This is a genomic window from Halorubrum sp. FL23 (genome assembly GCF_052439115.2).
Taxonomy (GTDB): Archaea; Halobacteriota; Halobacteria; order Halobacteriales; family Haloferacaceae; genus Halorubrum; species Halorubrum persicum.
Genome location: NZ_JBQVRO020000003.1, coordinates 194,218 through 217,886, shown reverse-complemented (window position 1 = coordinate 217,886; position 23,669 = coordinate 194,218). Strand labels below are relative to the sequence as shown.

Here is a 23,669-nt window from a genome sequence, read left to right as displayed (position 1 = left end):
ACTTCTAAGTCGACGACGCGGTTCGCGGTTTCTGCGGCTTTCTACGGATCTCGCGTCGGTCCTGTGCTCCCTTTTGCCCCTCTCACTCTTGTGTTCCGCTTGTCGGGGCGATCCCGTCGCCGTGCCGTGAGTTCACACGATTGAAGCGAGGCAACGCCTGCCATCGCCGAAGGCTTATACCTGATCCCCCGACTTCTTCCGGGTATGCAGACGGGCACGACTCCCGCTCGGCGCATCGTGACGGAGCCAGCAAGCGACCGCTCCGCCCCGCCGACAGGACCGTGCCGGATCGCTGTCACCACGCGTCCCGCGGAGGTGGCGGCGTGAGCGACGCCCGCGACGGGGTCCCCGAGGAGGCGGCGGACGGCGAGGACGCGACCCCCGACGGCGGCCACGCCGCGACGACGCCCTCGACGCACACGGTGCGGCTCGAGCTCGTCGACGAACCGGGACAGCTGCTCGCCGCGCTCCACCCGATCGCCGACAACGGGGGGAACCTCCTCTCGATCTACCACGAGCGCGGCAACAAGACGCCCCGCGGTCGCATCCCGGTCGAGGTCGACTTCGAGGCGACCCAAGAGCGGTTCGAGGGAATCGTCGAGGCCCTCCGAAGCGAGGGCGTGAACGTGATGCAGGCGGGGACGGAGCGGTACGCGGAGGAGGTGACCATCCTGCTCTTCGGCCACCTCATCGACACGGACCTGTCGGACTCCCTCTCCCGGATCGAGGCCTGCGAGTCGGCGTCCGTCGCCGACGTGTCGCTGGCGGCGCCGCAGGGGACCGAGCAGGCGTCGAGCGCCCGGCTCCGCTTGGAGGCCCGCGCCGGCGAGACCGAGGCGGCGCTCGCGGCGGTCCGAGAGCTGGCCGACGAGAAGGATCTGCGTCTGGTCGAGCCGCTCACGGGGGTGGAAGCGTGAGGCTCGCCGTCGTCGGCGCCGGCGCGGTCGGTCGATCGGTCGTCGACCTCGCGGGCGAGTACGGCCACGAGGTCGTGGCGGTCGCCGACTCGTCGAGCGCGGTCGTCGCGGACGGCGTGGACAGCAGACACTCCGGCGTCGATTCCGACGCGGTGGTGGCCCGCAAGGCCGAGCGCGGGATCGTCGGCGACGACGATCCGGAAGACGCGCTGGCGGCGGACTACGACGTCCTCATCGAGGCGACGCCGACGACGCTGGGCGACGCCGAGCCCGGCTTCTCTCACGTCCGGACCGCGCTGGAGCGCGACCGCCACGCCGTGCTCGCGAACAAGGGCCCGGTCGCGGAGCGCTTCGGGGACCTGCGGGGGCTCGTCGACGACAGCGACGGCGAGATCCGGTTCGAGGCCACCGTCGGGGGCGCGATCCCCGCGGTCTCGACCGTCGAGGACATCGAACCGGGCCACGTCACGGCGGTCCGGGGCGTGCTCAACGGGACGGCGAACTTCATCCTCACGCGGATGGCCGCCGAGGGGCTCGACTACGAGCACGTCCTCGCGGAGGCGCAGGACCTCGGCGTCGCCGAGGCCGACCCCTCGTTCGACGTGGACGGGACCGACGCGGCGCTCAAATGCGTCATCCTCGCGAACGTGCTCTCGTTCGGCGCGGCGGACGACCCGGCCGACGCCCGGGAGTTCACGCTCGCCGACGCCGATGTCGAGGGGATCCGCGACGTGCCCGGCTCCGCGCTCCGGCTCGCGGCCGAGGACGGTCGGACCGTCCGGCTCATCGGTGAGGCGACGGGCGAGACCGTCCGCGTCGCGCCGCGGCTCGTCCCCGAGAACGGAACCCTCGCGGTCTCCGGGACGCAGAACATCGTCCAGATCGAGACCACCCACGCCGGCCGGCTCAACATCTCCGGGCGCGGCGCGGGCGGTCCGGAGACCGCGAGCGCGGTGCTCGGCGACGTCGGGCGGCTGGAGTAACCCGTTTCGCTTCCGAACCGCCTCACCGGACCGGGGACGCGAACCGGGCCGTGTGTCGTCTTCCCGTGCGCCGCGTTGTCGAGAATCGCCCGACGGCGTCGCGATCGTCTGTGGGGCGTATCGAAACCGTTTTAGTGGAATCTACCGAAACTTACTCACAGAGCGCCTTAGCGCGTGATTACCCCATGAGTGACAAACCGCACCAGAACCTGGCCATTATCGGCCACGTCGACCACGGCAAGAGTACGCTCGTGGGTCGCCTCCTCTTCGAGACGGGGAGCGTCCCCGAGCACGTAATCGAGCAGCACCGCGAGGAAGCCGAAGAGAAGGGCAAGGGCGGCTTCGAGTTCGCCTACGTGATGGACAACCTCGCCGAGGAGCGCGAGCGTGGCGTCACGATCGACATCGCCCACCAGGAGTTCGACACCGACGAGTACTACTTCACCATCGTCGACTGCCCGGGCCACCGTGACTTCGTGAAGAACATGATCACGGGCGCCTCGCAGGCCGACAACGCGGTGCTCGTCGTCGCGGCAGACGACGGCGTCGCGCCCCAGACCCGAGAGCACGTGTTCCTGGCCCGCACGCTGGGCATCAACGAGCTCATCATCGGCGTCAACAAGATGGACCTCGTCGACTACAAGGAGTCCTCGTACGACCAGGTCGTCGAGGAAGTCAACGATCTCCTCAACCAGGTCCGCTTCGCGACCGACGACACGACGTTCGTGCCGATCTCGGCGTTCGAGGGCGACAACATCTCCGAGGAGTCCGAGAACACCGACTGGTACGACGGCCCCACACTGCTGGAGTCGCTCAACGACCTGCCGGAGGCCGAGCCGCCGACGGACGCGCCGCTCCGCCTGCCGATCCAGGACGTGTACACCATCTCCGGTATCGGGACCGTCCCCGTGGGACGCGTCGAGACCGGGATGCTCAACACGGGCGACAACGTCTCCTTCCAGCCGTCCGACGTGGGCGGCGAAGTGAAGACGGTCGAGATGCACCACGAGGAAGTGCCGCAGGCCGGCCCCGGCGACAACGTCGGATTCAACGTCCGCGGCATCGGCAAGGACGACATCCGCCGCGGCGACGTCTGTGGCCCCGCGGACGACCCGCCGAGCGTCGCCGAGACGTTCAAGGCGCAGGTCGTCGTCATGCAGCACCCGTCGGTCATCACGGCCGGGTACACGCCCGTCTTCCACGCCCACACGGCGCAGGTCGCCTGTACGATCGAGTCGATCGACCAGAAGATCGACCCGTCGTCCGGTGAGGTCGCCGAGGAGAACCCGGACTTCATCAAGTCCGGCGACGCCGCGGTCGTCACCGTGCGCCCCCAGAAACCGCTCAGCATCGAGCCGTCCGGCGAGATCCCGGAACTCGGCAGCTTCGCCATCCGCGACATGGGTCAGACCATCGCGGCCGGCAAGGTGCTTGAAGTCAACGAGCGATAATCGATGCAGCAGGCACGCGTCCGCCTCGCCGGCACGAGCCCCGAGGACCTCGACGACATCTGCGACGACGTCCGCGAGATCGCGGACTCGACGGGGGTCGCCCTGTCGGGCCCGATCCCGCTGCCGACGAAGACGCTCGAGATCCCGTCGCGCAAGTCCCCGGACGGTGAGGGGACGGCGACGTGGGAGCACTGGGAGATGCGCGTCCACAAGCGTCTGATCGACATCGACGCCGACGAACGCGCGCTCCGTCAGCTCATGCGCGTCCAAGTGCCGAACGACGTCAGCATCGAGATCGTTCTCGAAGACTAAGCGCTAGGGCGTCCGTTCACACGCTCCCTTCGTTTTCTTACACGCTCGCTAGCGTCGCCGCCGTTCGGCGCCGATGACTACACGTCGGTCGCGCCGTTATCGCGCGTCGAGCAACCGCGTTCGCCCGGCGACGAGCCCGCAGAACGCGCCGGTCGCGTGGGCGATCAGCGCGACGCCCGGCGCCGCGGTCGTCGCCGTGAGGACCACGGCGGCGAGCCCGAACAGCGCGAACTGCGCCCGGGCGGAGAGCCGCAGCCGGTCGAACAGCGTCGCGCTCACGACGTTGCCCGCGAGGAGGTAGCCGCCGAGCGCGAAGACGGCGCCGCTCAGTCCCAGCACCGCCGTCGGCGGACCGATCAGCCCGCCGAGCGTCACCTGGGCGGCCCCAGCGAGCGCGCCGGTTCCGAGCACGAACGCGTGGAACCGGAGCCGCGTGGTCCGTCGCTCGACGAGCGGGCCGACGAGGACCAGCGCGAGCGCGTTCGCCAGCAGGTGGCCGATCGATCCGTGCGCGTACACGCTGGTGGCGAGCGTCCACGGCGCGGCGGTAAGCGGCGTCGACAGCGCGAAGATCCCCGCGAGGCCGACGACGCTCAACGCGAGCTGTGCGATTCCGACGAGCGTCGCGACAGCGAGGGTCTCGACCGTGGCACGCATCGTGCGTTCGTTCACGCCGGAGTCGGTTAAATCCGAATGCGGCGGCGTCAGATCACGTCGTCCGGGTCGTGTTCCGCGGCCATCCGCTCGGCCTCGGCGGCGTACCGCTCACGGTCGGCGGGGTCGTCGACGACGCCCACGTTCTCGGGGGCGGCATCGACGGCGGCCGTCGTGTCGCGCACGTCGGTGAAGGAGGTCAGCGCCCGCTCCTTGCGGAAGTAGCGCTTGCCGTCCGCGGTCGCGTACGTGAGGATCACCATGTTTTGCTCGTCGTCGGAGTAGGTGCGTTCGACGAGCCACATCCGAACGCGCTCGGCCTCGGCGTCGACTTCTGAACCAGTCATGTGTTGTCTTTCGAATTCTACACACAAACGGGTTCCGGGTAGCGATCGGGCCGATATGACGAGCCGGAGTGCCGAGCGACCGGCAGTTCGCCGCCCTCGGCCAACCGAGCCCGTCGCTCTCGGCGGTGAGGACCGCCAACGTTAAGTTATTTAGGCCGGCCTAAATCAACGTGTGCACGCTGAACGACTCCTCGAACGTCGTCGAACGGCGGTTGGCCCATGAGTGACGGCCGCGTTCGAGGCCGGCTCCGAACCCACCTCTCGCGGGAGCGGCTCACGGTCGTCGGGACGTTCGCCGTCCTCGCGATCGGGGTCGCCGTCACGGTTCGAACGCTCGACGCCGACAAGGTGGTCGGCGCGGCGACGGCGGCGGATCCGGCGCTGCTCGGCGCCGCGCTCGTCGTCTACCTCCTCTCGTGGCCGGTCCGCGGGCGCCGGTACGCCGACGTGCTCGCGGCGATGGGCCGTCGTTGTCGGGTCGGGTTCCTCACCGCGACGGTGTTCGCGAGCCAGACCGCGAACCTCGTGATCCCCGCGCGGGCCGGCGACGGTGTTCGCGCGTACCTGCTCAAGGAGCGCCGGGACGTTCCGTACCCGACGGGCGTCGCCTCGCTCGCGGTCGAGCGCGCGTTCGACCTCGTGGCGATCGGCGGTCTCGGCGGCGTCGCGCTCGGGGTCCTGCTCCTGACCGGCCGCTCGCCCGGATCGGGCGACTCGATCGGCGCGGTCGCCCCCTCGACCGCCCTCGCCGCCGCGGCCGGCATCGCCGCGGTCGCCGGAACGGTGTCGGCTGCGGCCGTCGCGGTCGCCCGGAGCGACCGGCGGGTCGGCCCCGCGCTCCGCGCGCGGGTCGCGCGCCCCCGACTCGTTCGGGCCGTCGACGCCGTCGTCCGGTTCGGCTCCGCCGTCCGGGTCGTCGCCGCCGACCCCCGGAGCCTCGGTGCGGTGTTCCTCTGGAGCACCGTCGTCTGGGCGCTCGACGTTCTCACGGCCGTGCTCGTCCTCGCCGCGCTCGTGGGCGGGATCGGTGGCCTCGTCCCCACGCCGACGCTGCTCGTCGTCGGCACGCTCGCGGTCAGCGTCGGGAACCTCGCGAAGGTGCTCCCGCTCTCGCAGGGCGGGATCGGGCTGTACGAGGCGGCGTTCACCGGCCTCGTCGTGAGCGCGACGGGACTGCCGGTCGAGACGGCGCTCGCAGCGGCGATCCTCGACCACGCGTTGAAGAACGCGATCACGCTCGCCGGCGGCGGGGTCGCGGCGATCGCGCTCGGCCTCTCGCCGACGGCCGGGCCCGCCGGGGACGGCGAGGCGACTCCCTCGATACAGACCGACGGGGGAAGCCCCGCCGAAGTCGACGGCGAGGGCGCCGCCGAACCCGACGGGAGAAGCACCACCGACGCCGAGAGCGAGCCGTCGCATCCCGGATCGTCAAAGTTTTAGGCACACCTAAAAACATCGGGGTATGGAAGAACGCCGCTCAGCCGTCGAGAGCGGGGACATCTGCGTGATCGTCCCCACGATTCGGGAGTACGAGTGCCTCCGCGAGTACGTCGCAAACGCCCGGGACCACGGGTTCGACGTCTCTCGGCTCCACTTCGTGCTCGTCACGGAGGATTTCTGCGATGTCGAGGAGATGCGAGCATTGCTCTCAGACCTCGACGTCTCGGGCGAGGTGTTCGACGGCAGCCGCCGCGAGGAGTGGTACGAGGCCAACGGGGTCGCGGAGTACGGCCACGTCGTCCCGGCCGCGAGCCACGCCGAGACGAGCTTCGGCCTGCTGTACATGTGGGCCGACGACTCCTTCGAGTACGGCCTCTTTATCGACGACGACACCCTCCCGCACGACGACGAGGACTACTTCGGCCGCCACATGGAGAACCTCGCGTTCGGGGGCGAGATCGAGCGAGTCCGCTCCGACGAGAGCTGGGTCAACGTGCTCTATCAGAACGCCGACGAGCACGGGCTCTACCCGCGCGGCTACCCGTACTCGGCGATGGACGAGGTGGTCGAGACCGACACGGTCGATGTCGAGCCCGGCGAGGTCGTCGCCTCCCAGGGCCTGTGGACGAACGTCCCCGACCTCGACGCCGTCCGGATACTCATGGACGGCGACCTGGAGGGACAGGCCCAGACGCGGACGACGGCCGACGACTTCGGGAGCGACTTCGTCGCCGCCCGCGGCAACTACCTCACCGTCTGCTCGATGAACCTCGCGTTCCGCCGCGAGGTGATCCCGGCGTTCTACCAGCTTCCCATGGACGACAACGAGTGGGACGTGGGGCGGTTCGACGACATCTGGTCGGGCCTGTTCCTGAAGCGCGCCTGCGACGTGCTCGACAAGCGGATCTACAACGGCGACCCGCTGTGTGAACACAACAAGGCCGCGCGGTCGACGTTCGACGACCTCGCGAACGAGGTGGCGGGGTTGGAGCTGAACGAGCACGTCTGGGAGGTCATCGATGCGGCGGGCGACGACGCCGACTCGTACGCGGCCGTCTTCGACGCGATGGCCGACGCGCTCGCCGAGGGCGACTTCGCCGAGTGGAACAACGGCGCGTTTCTCAATCACTGCGGCGAGTACATGCGCGACTGGCTCGACTGCCTCGACGCGCTCCGCCGGACGCCGGCGCCCGCCGACGACTGAACCGACACCACTAAGTCTATTTAGGTTGGCCTAAAACACATGACGACACACGGATCAGACGAGAGCGTCGACCGACGACGGTTCCTCGCTGCGGCCGGAGGAGTCGGCGTCGTCGGGCTCGCCGGATGCATGGGTGACGACAACGACGACGGCGAGAGTTCCGACGGCGGCGACGGCGGCGACGGCGACGCCGGGGAGTCCATCGGCCAGATCGGCTCCGGCCGTGAGGGCCGCGACGCCCCCGGCGGCACGCCGATGGCCGAGATGCCCGATCTCGAGGGCGAGCTCACGGTGTACTCCGGGCGCGGCGAGTTCCTCGTCGGCGAGCTCGTTAGCTACATCGAAGAGCTGTACGACGACTTCGACCTGACCGTTCGGTACGCCGGCTCCACCGACCACGTCAACGCGATCGTCAACGAGGGCGAGGGGTCGCCGGCCGACGTGTTCTACTCGGTCAACGCGGGGTCGCTCGGCGCGCTCGCCGACGCGGGACGCACGCAGGCGATCCCCGACGACGTCGCCGAACTGGTCCGCGAGGAGTTCCGGACGGACCAGTGGATCGGCACGTCCGGCCGCGCCCGCACCGTTCCGTACAACACCGAGTCGTTCTCCGAGTCGGACATGCCCGACGACATCATGGCGTACCCCGAGGAGTTCGACGGCGACCTCGGCTGGGCCCCCTCCTACGGCTCCTGTCAGGCGTTCGTCACCGCGATGCGGACCATCGAGGGAGAGGAGACCACCCGCGAGTGGCTCGAAGCCGTCGTCGAGTCGGGCATCACCCCGTACAACAACGAGTTCGCCGCCTGTCAGGGGATCGCCGACGGGGAGATCGACGCGGCGTTCACGAACCACTACTACATCCAGCGCGTCCTCGACGGCAACCCGGGGGCGTCGATCGCCACCGCGTTCACCAGCGGTGACGCCGGCGCGGTGTTCAACGTCGCCGGCGCCGCAGTCGTCGACACGGCGAGCGACGCGACGCTCGCCGGGAACTTCGTCCGCCACCTGCTGTCGGCCGAGGCGCAGGACTACTTCGCCCGGTCGACGTTCGAGTACCCGCTCATCCCCGACGTCGAGCCGATCGGGGACCTGCCGACGATCGACGAGCTCGACGTTCCCGACATCGACTTGGCGGAGCTGTCCGACCTCGAAGCGACCATCGACCTCATGCGCGACGCCGGCGTCGAGGTCTAGGCACTCCCCCCACTGACTCCCGTGTCGTCCCGTCAGGACCCTTCTGCCCCGCGCTCGTTCGCACGCCGCCTCGTGAGCCGCGGGCGCGCCCGGATCGCCCGCGCGGACCGCCTCACGCTCGCGGCCGCCCTCCTCGCCGTCGCGGTCGGCGTCCTCACCTTCGGCATCGCCGCGACCGTCTTCGCGCGCCACTCCGTCAACCACGACGAGGGCGTGTACCTCATGCAGGCCGCGCTGCTCCTCTCCGGCCAACTGGAGATCCACGCGGGCGAGCTCGCCGACGCCGTCCACCCGTGGTTCTTCATCGAGGACGGCGGCCGGCTCTACCCGAAGTACAACCCGGTCCCCGCGGCGATGTACGCGGTCTCGATGTGGCTGTTCGGCGAGCCCCGGGTGACGCTCGCGGTCGTCGCGGCCGGCAACGCGGCGCTCGTGTACCTGCTCGGCGCGACGGTCTTCGACCGGCGGGTCGGCCTCGCCGCCGCCGCCCTCTTCGCGGCCTCGCCGATGGCGCTCGTCACCTCCTCGGTGTTCCTCCCGTACGCGCCGACGACGTTCCTGAACCTGGTGTTCGCGGTCGCCTACCTCCGAAGCGTCCGCGATCGGTCCGTCGCGTTCGCCGGACTCGCGGGCGTCGCGATCGGGCTCGCCTTCTTCGCCCGGCCGTACACCGCGGTGCTGTTCGCGGCGCCGTTCATCCTGCACGCGCTCGTCCGGGTCGCCGTCGCGGTCCGAGACGCGGGGGGTCCGCCACTCCCCCTCCCCGACCCCGTCCGCCGCCACGGGCTCACGGCCCTCTTCGGCACCCTGTTCGTCGGCGTCACGCTCGCGTACAACTTCCGGATGACGGGGTCGCCCCTGACCTTCCCGTACGAGGCGTTCGCACCGATGGACGGTCCCGGCTTCGGCGAGCGCCGCATCCTCGGTCACACCGAGGAGTACACGCCGGAACTGGCGCTTCGCTCCAACGGGTACGCGCTGTGGTACCTCGCGACGCGCTGGGTCGTCGCCGGACCGCTCGGCACGCTGCTCGCGCTCGCGGGCGGCGGGGCGGCCGCGCAGCGGTGGCTGTCCGGCCGGCCGGCCCTCGGAGCGAGTGACGGGAGCGACGAGAGCGACCGAAACGACGCCGACGCCCGCGCGATGCGACGGTTCGAGCGCACCGCCGGGCTCCTGCTCGCCGGCGTCGTCGTCGCCGTCGTCCTCGGAAACCTCTTCTTCTGGGGGACGAACAACCTCCTCGCGACGTTCTCGGACCCGACCGACGGGCTCGTCGCCGGCTTCGGCCCGTTCTACCACTTCGATCTCCTCGTTCCGCTGTCCGTTTTCGGCGGCGTCGCCGTCGCCGCCGGCGGGCGCGGGCTCTCCCGGCTCCGCGCGCGGCTCTCATCTCGGATCCCTCCGCGAACCGCGCGTGCCGCGGTCGTCGCGGTCGCGGCGCTCGCGCTCCTCGGCGGGGCGCTCGGCGCCGCCGCCGCGGTCGAGGCGCCGCTCGACCGGCACGCGGCGCACGCCGACAAGTACGAGACGGCGTACGAGCCGGTCGAGTCGGCCACGTTCGACGACGACCTCGTCTTCGTCCCAACCCCGTACGGCGAGTGGCTCCATCACCCGTTCCAGCCGTTCCGGAACGACCCCGGGCTCGATGGGGAGGTGGTGTACGCGCTCGACCGCGACCCGGTCGAGGACTTCGCGGTGATCGACGCCTACCCCGACCGCGACCTCCATCGGTACGCGTACCAGGGGGAGTGGACGCCGGACCCGGACCGCCACGTCGACCCCAAGCTCGAACCCCTCGACGTTCGCGCCGGCGCGCGGGTCGACGCGACGACGACGGTCGGGATCCCCGAGCGCGTCGAGACCGCGCAGATCCGCGTGGAGACGGTGCGTGGCGCTGCCGATGAGGGGGCGGGCGACGAGTTCGCGCGCTACGTCGTGAACGACCCCGACGGCTCGCTCTCGGTCGACTGGTCGGTCGGGCCCGACGGGGTGCGGCTGGCCGGCGCGCCGAACGCGACCGTCCCGATCGCCCCCGAGGGCGACGAGGCGATCGTGACGGTGACGCTCGTCGACCCGACGGGCTCGACGTTCACCTACCGACAGGAGGCGGCGGTTCGAGCCGCGGGCGGCGGGGAAGCGGGCGGTAGTGAAGCGGGTGGCACCGCGGACGCCGGCGTCGAGGTCGTCTGGCCCCCGGAGCGCTCGGTGTGCCGCCTGGTCACCGAGTGCGGCACCGAGGGGACGTACCTCCCGGAGGACCCGGACGCTCACGCCGAGTGGGTGGTCTTCGAGACGCGCGCTGACGGCGTCGACGATCGGTGAGTCGCCGGCGGTTGGTTCCAAGCGGTTGTCGGCGGTTCCGCGATGGTGGCCCCGCACGCGCACCTCGTGGCCGCCAGAGACGGCCACTCGGAGGCGCGCACCACCGTCTCGGTCATCTTTCAGTAGTTGCCAATCCTGCTTCTTTATACAGATCGAGGAGAATACCTGACCCTTCAGGGTCAGGATGAATCCGACAACGCCTACACTGTCCACCCGAGATAGCAAGGGCGGATATGCCATGCCAACCGACAGTATTAACAAAATAGTGTTCATAACCAGTTATGAAGCCAGAAATGAGTCGGACCATCCGAACTTTCGAGGCCACGATTACGAACCGACGGCAGGTTCGTGACGATCTTGACCAACTCGGATGGGCCGCCTCAAAACTCTGGAATGTCGGTCGCTACTACGCACAACAACAGTGGGACGAAACGGGCGAGATTCCCGACGACGGGGAACTCAAATCCGAACTCAAAGGCCACGAACGCTACACGGACTTGCATTCTCAATCCAGTCAGCGCGTTCTCGAAGAACTCGCTGAAGCGTTCAACGGCTGGTTCGAAAAGCGTCGGAACGGCGACGACCGTGCCCGACCGCCCGGCTACCGCAAACACGGAGACTCACATCCGCGTTCAACCGTGTCGTTCAAATCGGCTGGCTTCAAGCACGACGCACAGTTCACTCGTGTCCGCCTCTCGAAAGGACGAAGCCTGAAGAAACACCGTTCGGACTTCATCTTGTGCGAGTACCAGACTCGACCAGATGTTGACCTGACCGAGTGGGACATTCAACAGGTTCGCGCTGTCTACAAGCGTGACGAGTGGCGGTTACAATTTGTCTGTCGCACCGTCATCGACCCGGAATCGCCGGGTGACGAAGTGGCGGGTGTTGACCTCGGGATTTGTAACTTCGCCGCCGTCTCGTTCGGTGGTGAATCGGTGTTGTATCCCGGTGGCGCACTCAAAGAAGACGAATACTACTTTACAAAAAAGAGATCCAAGTGCGACGATTCCTCGTCCAGAGAGGCCACCCGTCTCGACCTGACGCGAACTGGTCGGCGGACGCACTTCTTACACGCACTCTCGAAATCAATCGTAGAGGAGTGTGTTGAACGAGGTGTCGGTACACTTGTCGTTGGTGACCTCGGTGGCATCCGAGAAGACGAGGAGACCGGCGAGCCTCGGAATTGGGGCGACCACGGTAATCTCGATTTGCACGGGTGGGCGTTCGATCGGTTCACGACGCTACTCGACTACAAGGCGGAAGCCGAGGGCATCGACGTGGAGTTGGTGTCGGAACGCGATACGTCGAAGTCGTGTTCAGCATGTGGTCACACGGATGACAACCAGCGTGTGGAGCGTGGACTGTACGTGTGTGAGGAGTGCGACACGGTGGCGAACGCCGACGTGAACGGTGCGGAGAACATTCGGCAAAAGGTACTCCCGAGTCTCGCCACAGATGGCGGTGATAGGGATAACGGCTGGTTGGCACAGCCAGCGGTTCACCTGTTCGACCGTAGTGAGGGCATTTTCGCCCCACGAGAACAGGTCGTGAACCGCGAATCTTAATATCCCAACTCAGCGGCGCGGTGCCGTGGGATTCCCGCGTCTTCAGGCGCGGGAGGATGTCAATCGGTGGTAGCGGTGAAACGCCGGTTCATTACATCTGCAAACGGATCAGTTCGGCTGGTTTCCGATCCCTCGCCAACTCGCGATTCCGATCGCCAAGCAGAGCGCAGTATAGGCCCCGAGGAGGACAAACCAACGCAGTCCGGTGGGGGGAACGAAACACAGCACCAGCCCGAGACCGATCGTGGCGAGGCCGCCGAGAATCGCCCCACACCCACCGACCCGTGCAGTGTGTTCCGGTGGGCCACTGGCGTTTGGTGCGAAAATGAGATCCGCCCGGTCATCTGTCTGTGTTCGACGCCCAACGTAAACCGTTCCGAGCCCTGTTACAATCAAAAGCAGCCCCCCAATCACGTCTCCAGCCGTCATCTTACACTGACCGTTGAATCTACATCAGATAAATGCCCTCCCCGTGCGTACCAATTCTGTCCTTTCAGTTTCAGCCGCTCGTCTGCGTGCAGAAATCGCGTTAGCAACTGCTCCGATACACAGTCGACGCCGGCAGTCCGCGTTGCTGTGACGGCCCCATCCATCTCCGAAGGGCGATCGCTCCCGCTCAGAACCGCCGCAGCCGCTCCTCGAGGCAGACGGTCACGATCGACTTCGCGATGGCGGCGCCCCCCTCGATCGGGTCGAGCTTCGTCTCACCCAGCCGCTCGGCGTACGCGATCGGCTCCTCGCGCACGTCGTATCCCCGCATCAGCGGGCGGATCAGCAGCTCCGCGGAGAGGCCGGTGTTCTCGGTCCACCCGATGTCCTGCACGACTTCGCGGCGGTACGCGCGCATCCCGGTCGTGGTGTCGTGAACGCGCTCGCTCATGAGCAGGGACGCGAGCGCCGCGAACGCCTGATTCCCGAACCGGTTGAACGCCGGCATCGCGTCCGCGCCGTGATAGAGGCGATCGCCGCTGACCACGTCGGCGCCGTCGTTGATCGCGTCGAGGAAGTCGGGAAGCCGTTCCATCGGATACGTGTCGTCGCAGTCGGTCGTGACCACGACCGGGCGGTCGGGGGTCAGGACGGCCTCTCGGACGGCGACGCCGTACCCCTGCGGCTTCTGCTCGATGACCGTTGCCCCGTGCTCGCGGGCGATCTCGGGGGTCCGGTCCGAGGAGCCGTCGACGCAGACGACCTCGGCGCGCCCGTCCGTGACGCGCTCGATGTCGTCGAGGACCGTCTCGATCGCCTCCTCCTCGTTGTACGTCCCCATGACGACGCTCAGGTCGTCGAAGGTGTACGCGTCCCCGCTCTCCTCCTCGGTCGCGCCGTCGGCCTGTGCGGTCGCGTCGACAGCGACGGAGTCGGCCCCGTCGGTCGCCTCGTCGTCGGGCGTCGTGATCGAACTCATTACTCCCGACGAGTCACCCTACGCACTTGAGTTTTTAGGTTTACCTAAAGCAACTGCGAGAGGCGTTCTCGAACGTCGTCGGCGGCGCGTAGCGCGAGCGCGGCGATCGTCAGCGTGGGGTTCATCGCGCCGCTCGTGGGGAAGACGCTGCTGGAGGCGATCCAGCAGTTCTCCAGATCGTGGGTCCGGCAGTCGGCGTCGACGACGCCGGCGTCGGGGTCCTCGCTCATTCGAGTCGTTCCCATGTGGTGGTACGCGGGGCCGGTCGCGTCGGGGCCGACGACCCACTCGATCTCCGCGCCGAGCTCTTCGAGAATCGACCGCTGGATCTCGTTGGCGCGCTCGATCGTCCGGAGGGCCCGGTCGCCGACGCTCCAGTGGACCTCGGGGACGGGGTTGCCGCGGTCGTCGGTGCGCTCGGAGTGGAGGGTCACGTAGCTGTCCGACCGCGGGAGCTGCTCGACGAGCCCGCCCATCGCCACGTGAGTGCCGTAGCCGTCGCGGAGCCGACCCAGCAGCTCGTCGCCCCAGTCGTCGCCGGTCAGCGCCATCTCGACGGGCGAGGGGCCGGCGTAGTTGAAGAACTCCAGCTTGAACGGGGCGACCTCCTCGTCCGCCTCGTCGTAGAACTGGTCGCACGCGCTGGTGTAGAAGCCGACGTGATTCTGTCGCGTCGGCTCGTCGAGGGTGCCGCGCACCCCCGCGAACAGGTGGTCCATGAAGAACTTCCCGACCGTCCCGCTGGAGTTGGCGAGGCCGTCGGGGTACGCGTCGGTCGCCGAGAGCAGCAGGAGCCGCGGCGTCTCCACGCCGCCGCAGGCGACGACGAACGCGTCGGCCTCCTGCCGGTGTTCGGTCCCGTCGGGCGTCGCGTACACCGCGGCGGTCACCGAGTCGTCGCCGTCGTGTTCGAGCCGCTGGACCGGCGCTCGGTCGATGACCGTCGCGCCTCGCTCCTCCGCGCGCTCGACGTGGACCGTGGCGTCGTACTTCGCGCCGGCCGGACAGACGGGCTGGCAGGTGCCGTAGCCGGCGCAGGCCGACCGACCGTCGTACGCCTCGGAGTTGCGCGCGTTCGGCACCGAGTGCATGTCGATCCCGAGCTCCTCGCAGGCCTCCGCGAACAGCGAGTCGCTGTACGAGGGCTTGAACGCGGGCATCGGGTGCGGCTCCTCGCGCGGCGGCGCGTAGGGGTTGTCCGACGCACCGGCGACGCCCAGCTCGCGTTCGGCCTCCGCGTAGTACGGCTGGAGGTCGGCGTAGTCGATCGGCCAGTCCGGGCCGACGCCGCGCTCGGTCCCCGAGTTAAAATCGTCCTCGTGGAGCCGCATCACCATCCCCTGCCAGTGGAGCGTCGACCCGCCGAGCCCCTTGACGCGGGCGTGGTTCAGCGGGTAGGAGCGTTCCCCGGAGGTGGCGTAGGCGTCGCGCTCACCCCCCACGTCCCACACGTCCGGTCGACCGTCGCTCGGTCGGATCGCCCGCTCCTGTCGCGCGAGTCGGTCGGCGGGATCGAACCGGGGGCCGGCGTCGAGGACGACCACCTCGTGATCGGGGGCCAGCCGGTCCGCGACGAGCGCCCCCGCCGGCCCCGCGCCGACCACGCAGACCTCCGCGTCCGCCACGGGAGTCCGGTCGACGTCTCCGGCGCTCATCGCGGCCCTCGCCGGTAGCTCTCGGTCCCGCCGGGGTGGCCCTGCGGGTTCTCCAGTCCCACGAGCTCGCCGCCGGTCGGCGAGGCGTACAGCGCAAGCAGCAGCTCGTTGACCACGTAGTAGCGCACCCGCTCGGCGAGCGTTCCGTCTGGGACCTCGTCGGCGACGTCGGCGCCGACCTCGCGGAGGAGTTCGTCCCGCGTGGTCTCGGAAAGGTCGACGAGCGGCGCCCCGTGCCACGAGCGGGCGGCGTCGTCGAGGTCGCCGACCGTCGCTCGCAGTCCCGCGGCGTGTGCCGACCCGTCGAGCCGACCGTCGAGGAAGCGGTCGACGAACGCCTCGACCCCGTCGACCGCTTCCGGGTAGACGACGGTCGCGACCGCGGCCATCGACGCGCGGACGGCCGCCTCGTCGAGAGCCGCCGCTTCGGCTTCCCCGGCGCCGTCCGCTCCCTCGGCGCCGTCGCCTCCGTCGTCCGATCGGCGCGTGCCGAGGGCGACGCCGCCGGTCGCGCCGACGGTCGCCAGCGCGGCAACGGCGTCGCGCCGCGTCAGTTCCATGTTCGGTTTAGGCTTCCCTAAACTATTATATCCGTCGGACCCGATCGACGACCGGATCGCAACTGCTAACGGTCGGTGTGGCCTCCTCCCGATAACCCGTCCCTTCCGGACCATGAGCTTGACACGCCGGATCCGCGACATCCTGACAGACGGCGACGACCGACTACCGGTGGGGCTGACGCTGCTCTCCGCCGCCATCGCCGGCACGCTGGTGTTCCCGCTGGCGTGGCTGGTGATCCGGGCGGTCACCGTCGAGCGGTCGCGGGCGATGGAGCTGCTGTTCAGCGCGGGGACCGCCGAGATCCTGGTGAACAGCCTGTTGCTGATGGGCGGCGTCACCGCGTTTTCGATCCTGGTGGGCGTTCCGCTCGCGTATCTCACGGCGCGGACCGACCTCCCCTTCCGCCGGTTCTGGTCGATCGCGGTCGCGCTCCCGCTCGTCGTTCCGAGCTACGTCGGCGCGTTCTCCTTCGTCTCCGCGTTCGGCCCGAGCGGCGAGTTCCACGACCTGCTCGCGCCGCTCGGGATCGAGCGGCTCCCCGACATCTACGGCCTTCCGGGGGCGATCCTCGTCATCTCGCTGTACACGTACCCGTACGTCTACCTGACCACGCGCGCCGCCCTCCTCTCGCTCGACACGACGCTGATCGAGGCGGCGCGGACGCTGAACCACGGGCGGCTCGAGGCGTTCCGCCGCGTGACGCTCCCCGTGATCCGCCCGGCGATCGCCGCCGGGTCGCTGTTGGCGGCGCTGTACGCGGTGTCCGACTTCGGGACGCCGACGATCATGCGGCTCCCCGTCTTCACGCGCCAGATATACGTCGAGTACAACTCCTTCGGGAGCGACTACGCCGCCCTCCTCTCCCTGCAGCTGCTCGCCGTCGTGCTCGTCGTGCTCGCGCTGGAGCGGCTCGTGCAGTCCGACGGCAGCGCGCACGGCGACGACGCGGGTCACACCGACCGGCTCGTCGGGTTGGGGCGCTGGCGCTGGCCGGCGACGCTCCTGCCAGCGTCCGTGTCCGCGGTCGCGCTCGTCGTCCCTCTGTGGATCCTCTATCTGTGGCTCGTCCGCACCGACACGGGCCGCCGCCCCTCGATGGCGTTCGAGTGGGTACAGGCGCTCAACTCGGTGTCGGTCGCCGCGGCGGCCGCCGTCGTCGCCGCGCTGGCGGCGCTCCCGGTCGCGTACTTCGCCGCGAACCACGACACCCCGCTGTCGACGCTGTTCGAACGCGCGACGTACGTCGGCTTCGCGGTCCCCGGGATCGTGTTGGCGCTCGCGCTGGTCTACTTCGGGTCGGGCTACCTTCCGTGGCTCTACCAGACGCTCCCGCTCCTGGTGTTCGCGTACGTCGTCCGGTTCCTCCCGCAGGTGGTCGGGTCGACGCGGACCTCGATCCTGGGCGTCGACCCCCGACTCGTCGAGGCGAGCCGGGCGCTCGGCGAGTCGTCGATGGGCGCCTTCCGCCGCGTGACGTTCCCCCTCGTCAGATCCGGGATCGTCGCCGGCGCCGCCCTCGTGTTCCTCACGACGATGAAGGAGCTCCCGGTCACGCTCATTCTCCGCCCCTCCGGGTTCGAGACGATCGTCACGCAGATCTGGCGCGCACAGGAGTCCGGGCTCTACCAGTACGCCGTCGTCCCGACCCTCCTGCTCCTGGTCATCTCCGGGCTCTCGATGGTCGTCATGCTCGCGCAGGAGGGCGGCGAGGACGGGCTCTGAACGCGGGGCCGCTCCCTCGCGCCGCTCCCGCGTGAGCCGCGTCCCGATTCCGCACCTACTTACCCGACTCGGCCTCATGAACCCGGTATGGACCTCTCCAATTCGACCGCACTGGTCACCGGCGGCGCGGGGCTCGTCGGAAGCCACCTTGCCGCGCGGCTCCGCGACCGCGGGGCGACGGTCCGCGTGGCCGACGACCTCTCGAAGGGGGACCGCGAGCGCGTCCCGGACGGCGTCGAGTTCGTCCGGGCGGATCTCACCGCTCCCGACGGCGTCGCCGAGGCGGTCACCGGCGACCTCGACGTCGTCTTCCACTTCGCCGCGTACACCGACACGAACTACGACGACGACCGGGAGCTGTTCGAGGCGAACACGGAGATGACGTACAACGTCTTGGAACGCATGCACGAGGTCGGCGTCGACCGGCTCGCCTTTACCTCCTCCTCGACGGTGTACGGCGAGGCGCCTCGCCCGACGCCCGAAGACCACGGCCCCCTGGAGCCCATCTCCATCTACGGCTCCTCGAAGCTCGCCGACGAGGCGCTGATCTCGACGCACGCCCACTCCTACGGGGTGCAATCGTGGGTGTTCCGTTTCGCGAACATCGTCGGCCCCCACCAGCGCGGGAACGTGATCCCCGACTTCATCCAGAAGCTCGACGCCGACCCGAGCGAGCTCGAGATCCTCGGGGACGGACGGCAGGAGAAGTCGTACATGCACGTCTCCGAATGCGTCGACGCCATCCAGCACGTCGTCGAGCACGCCGCCGACGAGCTGAACGTGTACAACCTCGGGACGGAGACCACCACGTCCGTCACCGACATCGCCGACATCGTCAGCGACGAGCTCGGCGTTGACCCCGAGTACGCCTACACCGGCGGCGACCGCGGCTGGACCGGCGACGTGCCCAAAATGCGCCTGTCGATCGAGAAGCTCACCGACCTCGGCTGGGAGCCCTCGATCGAGAGCGACGAGGCCGTCCGGCGGAGCGCGCGCGAACTGATCGACGAGATCGCGGAGTAGGCGTCGGAGGCTGCGCTGTATACGGGGCGCGAACGACGCGCCCGCTTCCGATCCCGCAGCTACGGCTGCGATCTCAGGGGCAATTATTCAGATTGAGAGACACCCCCATACACATATGCCTAGCCATGTCATCGTGCCACAGGAATGACTGGCACGATTGACACGATCGCCGTCCTCCACGTCGATGACGAACCAGATTTCGCAGATCTGACCGCGACGTTCCTCGAACGTGAGGATGACCGATTCGAGGTCGAAACGGCGACCAGTGCCTGCGACGCGCTCGCTACCTTCGAACTCCCGGCGTTCGATTGCATCGTCTCCGATCACGATATGCCGAGCATGAACGGGATCGAGTTCCTCGAGGAGGTGCGCGAGGAGTGTCCCGACCTCCCGTTTATCCTGTACACCGGGAAGGGGTCCGAGGAAGTCGCTTCGGACGCGATCACCGCGGGGGTCACCGATTACCTGCAAAAAGGGAGCGGAACTGACCACTACGCGGTCTTAGCCAATCGCATCGGGAACGTCGTCGAATCACGCCGGTCTCAACAGAAACTGGTCGAACGAGACCGAGACCTCAGCCGGTATAAACACATGATCAACTCGATGTACGAAGCCGCTTGCCTCTACGACGAACACGGCCGCTTCGAGATCGTGAACGAGTATCTGGCCGGCTGGTACAATACGACTCGCGAGGCGCTCGAAGGCGAAGAGAGCAACCTCATCCAGATCGTCCAAGAGCGGGCCGACAACGGAGACCCCTATCAAGCGCTTCTCGACGGACAGCGCGACCAAATATCGGGGGAGATCGAAGCGGAGTTTCCCAACCACGGACACGCCGTGTTAGAGTACCGATTAACTCCGCTCACGATCGACGGGACCGTCGAAGGAGTCGTCGGCGTCACCCGTGACATAACCGCCCAGAAGGGACATCAGCGGGAGATCGAACAGACAAACGCGCTGCTTTCGACGCTCTTCGACGCGCTCCCCCAGGGCGTTCTCGTCGAAGACGACGCTCGGAACGTCTTGGCGGTCAATCAGCAGATGTTCGACCTCTTCGAGCTGCCGAGCTCGCCCGAGGGAGTCGTCGGTGAGGACTGTGAGCGTCTGGCCGAAGCGATCAGCGACATGTTCGCCGACTCCGAGTGGTTCGTCGAGCGCACCAACGAACTGATCGCGAAAGGCGAACCGGCGGACGAGGAAGAGCTTGAACTCGCTGACGGGCGAACGTTCGAACGGACCCACCGACCGATCGAGCTCCCGAACGGCGAGGGACATCTGTGGGTGTACCGGGACGTGACCGCTCGCAAGATCCGCGACCACGAGATCGAAACGATCCAGCGGCGGTTCGAAGCCGTCCTCGAGAACACGCCGACGCCGATGTTTATGAAGGACGAGGGGGGTGAGTACCTCTTCGTCAATCAGGCGTACCGCGACCTCTTCGACCTCCGGGACGAGGAAATCGTCGGGCGGACGGACGGCGAGATCCACTCCTCGGAGATGGCTACCGACGTCCGACGGAACGACCGTACCGTCATCGAGCGCGGCGAGCCGATCGAGGTCGAAGAATCGATCGCCGTCGACGGGAACGAGCTGATCTTCCTGACCACGAAGGTCCCCGTCTACGATACGGGGAGGCGCTCCGACCCGGACTCGCCCGTCGCCGTCTTCGGCGTTGCGACGGAGATCACCGAACGCATGGTCCGCGAGCAGCAGCTCGAAGCGTTGAATCAGGTCACCCAAGTGCTCATGCGTGCGGAAACGCGGGACGAGATCCTCGAGATCGGAACCGAGACGACCAGAGACCTCCTGGGAATCGAGCTTAATGCGATCCACCTCTACGACGAGGACGCCGGGGCGCTCGTCCCGGCGGCGGCCACCGACGCGGTGTACGACCTCATCGGCGAGCCTCCGTCGTTCACCGGCGAGGACAGCATCGCCTGGCGCGTCTATCAGCGAGGGGAGCCACGCGCAGTCGACGACGTCCACGAAGACCCGGACCGATACAATCCGGACACGCCGGTTCGGAGCGAACTCTACCTCCCGCTCGCGGACTACGGGATCCTGATCGCCGGATCGCCGTCACCGGAGTCGTTCGACGACGAGGACGTGCTCTTGGGCGAGATCTTGGCCGGCGGGCTGACGAGAGCGCTTGAACAGGTCGAGCGAACCGCGCAGCTCCGGGATCGCGAACGGGAGCTCACCGAGCAGAACGACCGGCTCGAAGAGTTCGCCAGCATCGTCTCTCACGACCTTCGGAACCCGATCACCGTGGCCGAAGGGCACTTGGAGCTGGCTGCCACGGAGTGCGACAGCGAGCACTTGGAACACGTGAAGCGCGCCCACGAGCGAATGTGGGCGTTGATCGAAGACCTCCTGACGCTCGCCCGTGAGGGCGAGGCGGTAACGGAGTTCGAGTCGGTCGCGTTGACCGGACTTATCCAGGGGTGCTGGGCGAACGTCGAAACGGGCGATGCCACGCTGATCACCGACACCGACCGAACCGTACGGGCCGACAAGAGCCGTCTGAAACAGCTGTTCGAGAACCTGATTCGGAACGCCATCGAGCACGGTGACGGGGACGTGACCGTGACGGTCGGCGAGACGGACGCGGGGTTCTACGTCGAGGACGACGGCCCCGGAATCCCCGCGGACGAACGCGAGGCCATCTTCGACGCCGGCTACTCGACGCAGGCGGACGGGACCGGCTTCGGATTGGGTATCGTCCAACGGGTCGTGGAGGCCCACGAGTGGGAGATCGACGTGACAGACGGTGACGAGGGGGGCGCACGCTTCGAGATAACCGGCGTCGAGTTCGGTGCCGAATGAACCCCCGTCTCGGCCGCGCCGCGCCTGACGGGCCCGACTGAGTTCGACAGCGCGGTTGCGGTAGGCTCGCCGCTACCGACGTCGAGGGGACCTCGAAAATCCCGCCCTCACGCCTCCGCAGCCTCGGCGGACGGCGCGGCTCCGCCCGCGCCGCTTCGGAAGGGCCTTTTAACCCGCCCGTCGAACGGACGGTATGTTCAGGCAGCTCCGGTCGGAGGTCGAGACGGCGCTCACCGCGGCGCTCGACGACCTCGACCTCCCGACCGACGACCTCGGCATCGAACGCCCGCCGGACGACATGGACGCGACGCTCGCCTCCAGCGTCGCCTTCCGGCTCGCGGGCGAGGTCGGCGACGCGCCCCCGAACGTGGCCGCGACGGTCGCGGCGGCGGTCGATGTCGACGGGTACGACTACCTCGACACGGTCGACACCGCCGGCCCGTACGTCAACTTCCACGCCGGCGAGCGCTACCTCGCCGACACGCTCGACGCGGCCGCCCCCGACGCGGGTTACGGGGCGCTCCCGGACAAAGAGACCTCCGTCGTCGTCGAGCACACGAGCGCGAACCCGACCGGCCCGGTCCACGTCGGTCGGGCGCGCAACCCGATCGTCGGCGACGCGGTCGCGAACCTCCTGGCGTACGCGGGCTACGACGTCGACCGCCACTACTACGTGAACGACGCGGGCCGCCAGATGGCGGTGTTCACGTGGGCGTACGAGCGGTTCGACGAGTCCGATCTCGACGCCGAACCGGCCCGCGACCGCGCCGAGTACGACCTCGTGCGCTACTACCGCAAGGGGAACGCGTTCTTGGAGGAGGCCGACCCCGAGGCCGTCGAGGCCGCCGAAGACGAGATCGCCGCGATCCTCCAGGGGCTCGAATCCGGCGACGAGGAGACGTACGAGCGCGTCAGTGCGGTCGTCGACGCGGTGCTCGGCGGCATGAAGGAGTGCCTCGCCCGCCTGCCCGCGGAGTTCGACGAGTTCGTCAAGGAGACGCGGTTCATGCGCGACGGCTCGACCGACGACGTCGCCGCGCGGCTCAAGGAGACCGACCACGCCGTCTACGAGGAGGACGCCTGGCAGCTGGAGCTCGACGAGTGGGGGATCGACAAGAACCTCGTCTTCCTGCGCTCGGACGACACCAGCCTCTACACCACCCGCGATCTGGCCCACCACGAGTGGAAGTTCGCGAACTACGACCGCGCCGTCACGGTGCTCGGCGAGGACCACAAGCTGCAGGCCGACCAGCTCGACGCGACGCTGGAGCTGCTCGGCAACGACACCGACCAGCTCGGCCACGTCATCTACTCGTACGTGAACCTCCCCGAGGGGAAGATGTCCACCCGGCGCGGGACGGGCGTGATGCTCGACGACCTGCTCGACGAGGCGATCGAGCGCGCTCGCGACGCGGTCGAAACGCGGATGGACGACCGCATCCGCGACGACGACCTCACCGACGAGGACGTCGAGCGCATCGCCCACCAGGTCGGGATCGGCGCGGTCCGGTACGACATCGTTTCCAAACAGCCCGCGAAGGCGATCACCTTCGACTGGGAGGACGCGCTCGACTTCGAGGGGCAGTCCGCCCCGTTCGTCCAGTACGTCCACGCGCGCTGTTGCGGAATCTTAGACGAGGCGGCCGACGCGGGGATCGAGGTGCCGGGCGTGACGGGGGACGACGCGGGAGTCGTCGACGGCGGCGCTCTCGACGTCGACGCGTCGACGCTGGAGACCGCGGAAGCCCGCGACCTCCTCCGCGAAATCGCTCGCTTCCCCGCCGCGATCGAGGCGGCGGCGGACGACCTGGAGCCGCACACGATCGCCACGTTCACCCGCGAGTTCGCGGACGCGTACAACGCCTTCTACCGGGAGTGTCCCGTGGTGACCGCCGAGGACGCGGAGCTGCGTGCCGCCCGCGTCGCGCTCGTCGCGGCCGCGAAGCACACGATGGCGAACGCGCTCGACGTGCTCGGCGTCGAGGCGCCGGAGTCGATGTAGGAGACGGCGAGGCACGCAGCACCGCGTTCGGCGGCCGTGCGGCTCGGCTCCGCCGCGCCGGCGGGGAGGTCAAAGCT

General features: G+C 68.4%; 19 protein-coding genes. 14 read left to right on the top strand and 5 right to left on the bottom strand.

The features are described 5' to 3' along the window. The first annotated feature begins 204 nt into the window (after positions 1-204). The 5 genes from ACT4MF_RS05200 (at position 205) to rpsJ (ending at position 3,663) form a co-directional block, all read left to right on the top strand. Positions 205-327: a hypothetical protein gene (locus ACT4MF_RS05200; RefSeq protein ID WP_275539509.1), complete on the top strand. Its 123-nt coding sequence runs from the start codon at positions 205-207 to the stop codon at positions 325-327. Next, positions 324-917 (top strand): amino acid-binding protein, encoded by a 594-nt coding sequence (locus ACT4MF_RS05195; protein ID WP_099254312.1) that lies wholly within the window; start codon positions 324-326, stop codon positions 915-917. The genes ACT4MF_RS05200 and ACT4MF_RS05195 overlap by 4 nt, the downstream gene beginning before the upstream one ends. Continuing rightward, complete coding sequence (locus tag ACT4MF_RS05190; RefSeq protein WP_099254311.1) at positions 914-1,900, top strand: homoserine dehydrogenase; 987 nt, start codon at positions 914-916, stop codon at positions 1,898-1,900. Before ACT4MF_RS05195 ends, ACT4MF_RS05190 begins: the two co-directional genes overlap by 4 nt. Before the next feature lie 185 nt (positions 1,901-2,085). Beyond that, positions 2,086-3,351: a translation elongation factor EF-1 subunit alpha gene (gene tuf, locus ACT4MF_RS05185; RefSeq protein ID WP_099254310.1), complete on the top strand. Its 1,266-nt coding sequence runs from the start codon at positions 2,086-2,088 to the stop codon at positions 3,349-3,351. 3 nt (positions 3,352-3,354) lie between these two features. Then, a complete protein-coding gene (gene rpsJ, locus ACT4MF_RS05180) occupies positions 3,355-3,663 on the top strand; it encodes a 30S ribosomal protein S10 (RefSeq protein ID WP_004048854.1) in 309 nt (102 codons plus the stop codon). 96 nt (positions 3,664-3,759) lie between these two features. Here the strand turns inward: rpsJ and ACT4MF_RS05175 are convergent, their stop codons facing one another. Together ACT4MF_RS05175 and ACT4MF_RS05170 are read right to left on the bottom strand one after the other, a co-directional pair. Beyond that, the gene (locus ACT4MF_RS05175; protein ID WP_099254309.1) at positions 3,760-4,320 is read right to left on the bottom strand and encodes a rhomboid family intramembrane serine protease; all 561 of its coding nucleotides are present in this window, start codon (positions 4,318-4,320) and stop codon (positions 3,760-3,762) included. Between the two features lie 47 nt (positions 4,321-4,367). Further along, on the bottom strand, positions 4,368-4,664 hold the full coding sequence (locus ACT4MF_RS05170) for a DUF7967 family protein (protein WP_444681939.1): 297 nt from the start codon (positions 4,662-4,664) through the stop codon (positions 4,368-4,370). A gap of 219 nt (positions 4,665-4,883) precedes the next feature. On the opposite strand from ACT4MF_RS05170, the gene ACT4MF_RS05165 reads away from it, so the two are divergent. The 5 genes from ACT4MF_RS05165 (at position 4,884) to ACT4MF_RS05145 (ending at position 12,395) form a co-directional block, all read left to right on the top strand. Further along, positions 4,884-6,104 carry a lysylphosphatidylglycerol synthase transmembrane domain-containing protein gene (locus tag ACT4MF_RS05165; protein WP_444681938.1) on the top strand — a complete coding sequence of 407 codons (1,221 nt, stop codon included), beginning with the start codon at positions 4,884-4,886 and terminating at the stop codon, positions 6,102-6,104. A 22-nt stretch (positions 6,105-6,126) separates the two neighbouring features. Continuing rightward, the gene (locus ACT4MF_RS05160; protein WP_099254306.1) at positions 6,127-7,308 is read left to right on the top strand and encodes an alpha-1 4-glucan-protein synthase; all 1,182 of its coding nucleotides are present in this window, start codon (positions 6,127-6,129) and stop codon (positions 7,306-7,308) included. 39 nt (positions 7,309-7,347) lie between these two features. Beyond that, positions 7,348-8,505 carry an extracellular solute-binding protein gene (locus tag ACT4MF_RS05155; RefSeq protein WP_444681937.1) on the top strand — a complete coding sequence of 386 codons (1,158 nt, stop codon included), beginning with the start codon at positions 7,348-7,350 and terminating at the stop codon, positions 8,503-8,505. A 21-nt stretch (positions 8,506-8,526) separates the two neighbouring features. Next, positions 8,527-10,827, top strand: a complete 2,301-nt coding sequence (locus tag ACT4MF_RS05150; protein ID WP_444681936.1) for an ArnT family glycosyltransferase — start codon at positions 8,527-8,529, stop codon at positions 10,825-10,827. A gap of 293 nt (positions 10,828-11,120) precedes the next feature. Next, a complete protein-coding gene (locus ACT4MF_RS05145) occupies positions 11,121-12,395 on the top strand; it encodes an RNA-guided endonuclease InsQ/TnpB family protein (protein WP_099255320.1) in 1,275 nt (424 codons plus the stop codon). Between the two features lie 616 nt (positions 12,396-13,011). On the opposite strand, the gene ACT4MF_RS05140 is transcribed toward ACT4MF_RS05145, so the two are convergent. The 3 genes from ACT4MF_RS05140 to ACT4MF_RS05130 are packed head-to-tail and all read right to left on the bottom strand — an operon-like array spanning position 13,012 to position 16,018. Continuing rightward, positions 13,012-13,803 carry a dolichyl-phosphate hexose transferase gene (locus ACT4MF_RS05140; protein WP_512053217.1) on the bottom strand — a complete coding sequence of 264 codons (792 nt, stop codon included), beginning with the start codon at positions 13,801-13,803 and terminating at the stop codon, positions 13,012-13,014. 44 nt (positions 13,804-13,847) lie between these two features. Beyond that, positions 13,848-15,458 (bottom strand): GMC family oxidoreductase, encoded by a 1,611-nt coding sequence (locus ACT4MF_RS05135; RefSeq protein WP_444681935.1) that lies wholly within the window; start codon positions 15,456-15,458, stop codon positions 13,848-13,850. Further along, positions 15,455-16,018 carry a gluconate 2-dehydrogenase subunit 3 family protein gene (locus ACT4MF_RS05130; RefSeq protein WP_444681934.1) on the bottom strand — a complete coding sequence of 188 codons (564 nt, stop codon included), beginning with the start codon at positions 16,016-16,018 and terminating at the stop codon, positions 15,455-15,457. The genes ACT4MF_RS05135 and ACT4MF_RS05130 overlap by 4 nt, the downstream gene beginning before the upstream one ends. Before the next feature lie 112 nt (positions 16,019-16,130). Here ACT4MF_RS05130 and ACT4MF_RS05125 point away from each other — a divergent pair, with 112 nt between their 5' ends. The 4 genes from ACT4MF_RS05125 (at position 16,131) to argS (ending at position 23,592) form a co-directional block, all read left to right on the top strand. Next, a complete protein-coding gene (locus ACT4MF_RS05125) occupies positions 16,131-17,741 on the top strand; it encodes an ABC transporter permease (RefSeq protein WP_099254300.1) in 1,611 nt (536 codons plus the stop codon). Between the two features lie 87 nt (positions 17,742-17,828). After that, complete coding sequence (locus ACT4MF_RS05120) at positions 17,829-18,764, top strand: NAD-dependent epimerase/dehydratase family protein (protein ID WP_444681933.1); 936 nt, start codon at positions 17,829-17,831, stop codon at positions 18,762-18,764. Between the two features lie 144 nt (positions 18,765-18,908). Beyond that, on the top strand, positions 18,909-21,590 hold the full coding sequence (locus ACT4MF_RS05115) for a PAS domain-containing sensor histidine kinase (RefSeq protein WP_444681932.1): 2,682 nt from the start codon (positions 18,909-18,911) through the stop codon (positions 21,588-21,590). A 193-nt stretch (positions 21,591-21,783) separates the two neighbouring features. Beyond that, positions 21,784-23,592: an arginine--tRNA ligase gene (argS, locus tag ACT4MF_RS05110; RefSeq protein ID WP_444681931.1), complete on the top strand. Its 1,809-nt coding sequence runs from the start codon at positions 21,784-21,786 to the stop codon at positions 23,590-23,592. The last annotated feature ends 77 nt before the right edge of the window (positions 23,593-23,669 follow it).

Excerpts from the sequence above, each read along its gene's own strand:
- rpsJ (WP_004048854.1), top strand. The coding sequence starts at position 3,355 with ATGCAGCAGGCACGCGTCCGCCTCGCCGGCACGAGCCCCGAGGACCTC.
- ACT4MF_RS05135 (WP_444681935.1), bottom strand. The coding sequence starts at position 15,458 with ATGAGCGCCGGAGACGTCGACCGGACTCCCGTGGCGGACGCGGAGGTC.
- ACT4MF_RS05165 (WP_444681938.1), top strand. The coding sequence starts at position 4,884 with ATGAGTGACGGCCGCGTTCGAGGCCGGCTCCGAACCCACCTCTCGCGG.
- ACT4MF_RS05125 (WP_099254300.1), top strand. The coding sequence starts at position 16,131 with ATGAGCTTGACACGCCGGATCCGCGACATCCTGACAGACGGCGACGAC.
- ACT4MF_RS05160 (WP_099254306.1), top strand. The coding sequence starts at position 6,127 with ATGGAAGAACGCCGCTCAGCCGTCGAGAGCGGGGACATCTGCGTGATC.
- tuf (WP_099254310.1), top strand. The coding sequence starts at position 2,086 with ATGAGTGACAAACCGCACCAGAACCTGGCCATTATCGGCCACGTCGAC.
- ACT4MF_RS05175 (WP_099254309.1), bottom strand. The coding sequence starts at position 4,320 with ATGCGTGCCACGGTCGAGACCCTCGCTGTCGCGACGCTCGTCGGAATC.
- ACT4MF_RS05170 (WP_444681939.1), bottom strand. The coding sequence starts at position 4,664 with ATGACTGGTTCAGAAGTCGACGCCGAGGCCGAGCGCGTTCGGATGTGG.
- ACT4MF_RS05130 (WP_444681934.1), bottom strand. The coding sequence starts at position 16,018 with ATGGAACTGACGCGGCGCGACGCCGTTGCCGCGCTGGCGACCGTCGGC.
- argS (WP_444681931.1), top strand. The coding sequence starts at position 21,784 with ATGTTCAGGCAGCTCCGGTCGGAGGTCGAGACGGCGCTCACCGCGGCG.
- ACT4MF_RS05200 (WP_275539509.1), top strand. The coding sequence starts at position 205 with ATGCAGACGGGCACGACTCCCGCTCGGCGCATCGTGACGGAGCCAGCA.
- ACT4MF_RS05145 (WP_099255320.1), top strand. The coding sequence starts at position 11,121 with ATGAGTCGGACCATCCGAACTTTCGAGGCCACGATTACGAACCGACGG.
- ACT4MF_RS05155 (WP_444681937.1), top strand. The coding sequence starts at position 7,348 with ATGACGACACACGGATCAGACGAGAGCGTCGACCGACGACGGTTCCTC.
- ACT4MF_RS05120 (WP_444681933.1), top strand. The coding sequence starts at position 17,829 with ATGGACCTCTCCAATTCGACCGCACTGGTCACCGGCGGCGCGGGGCTC.
- ACT4MF_RS05140 (WP_512053217.1), bottom strand. The coding sequence starts at position 13,803 with ATGAGTTCGATCACGACGCCCGACGACGAGGCGACCGACGGGGCCGAC.
- ACT4MF_RS05115 (WP_444681932.1), top strand. The coding sequence starts at position 18,909 with ATGACTGGCACGATTGACACGATCGCCGTCCTCCACGTCGATGACGAA.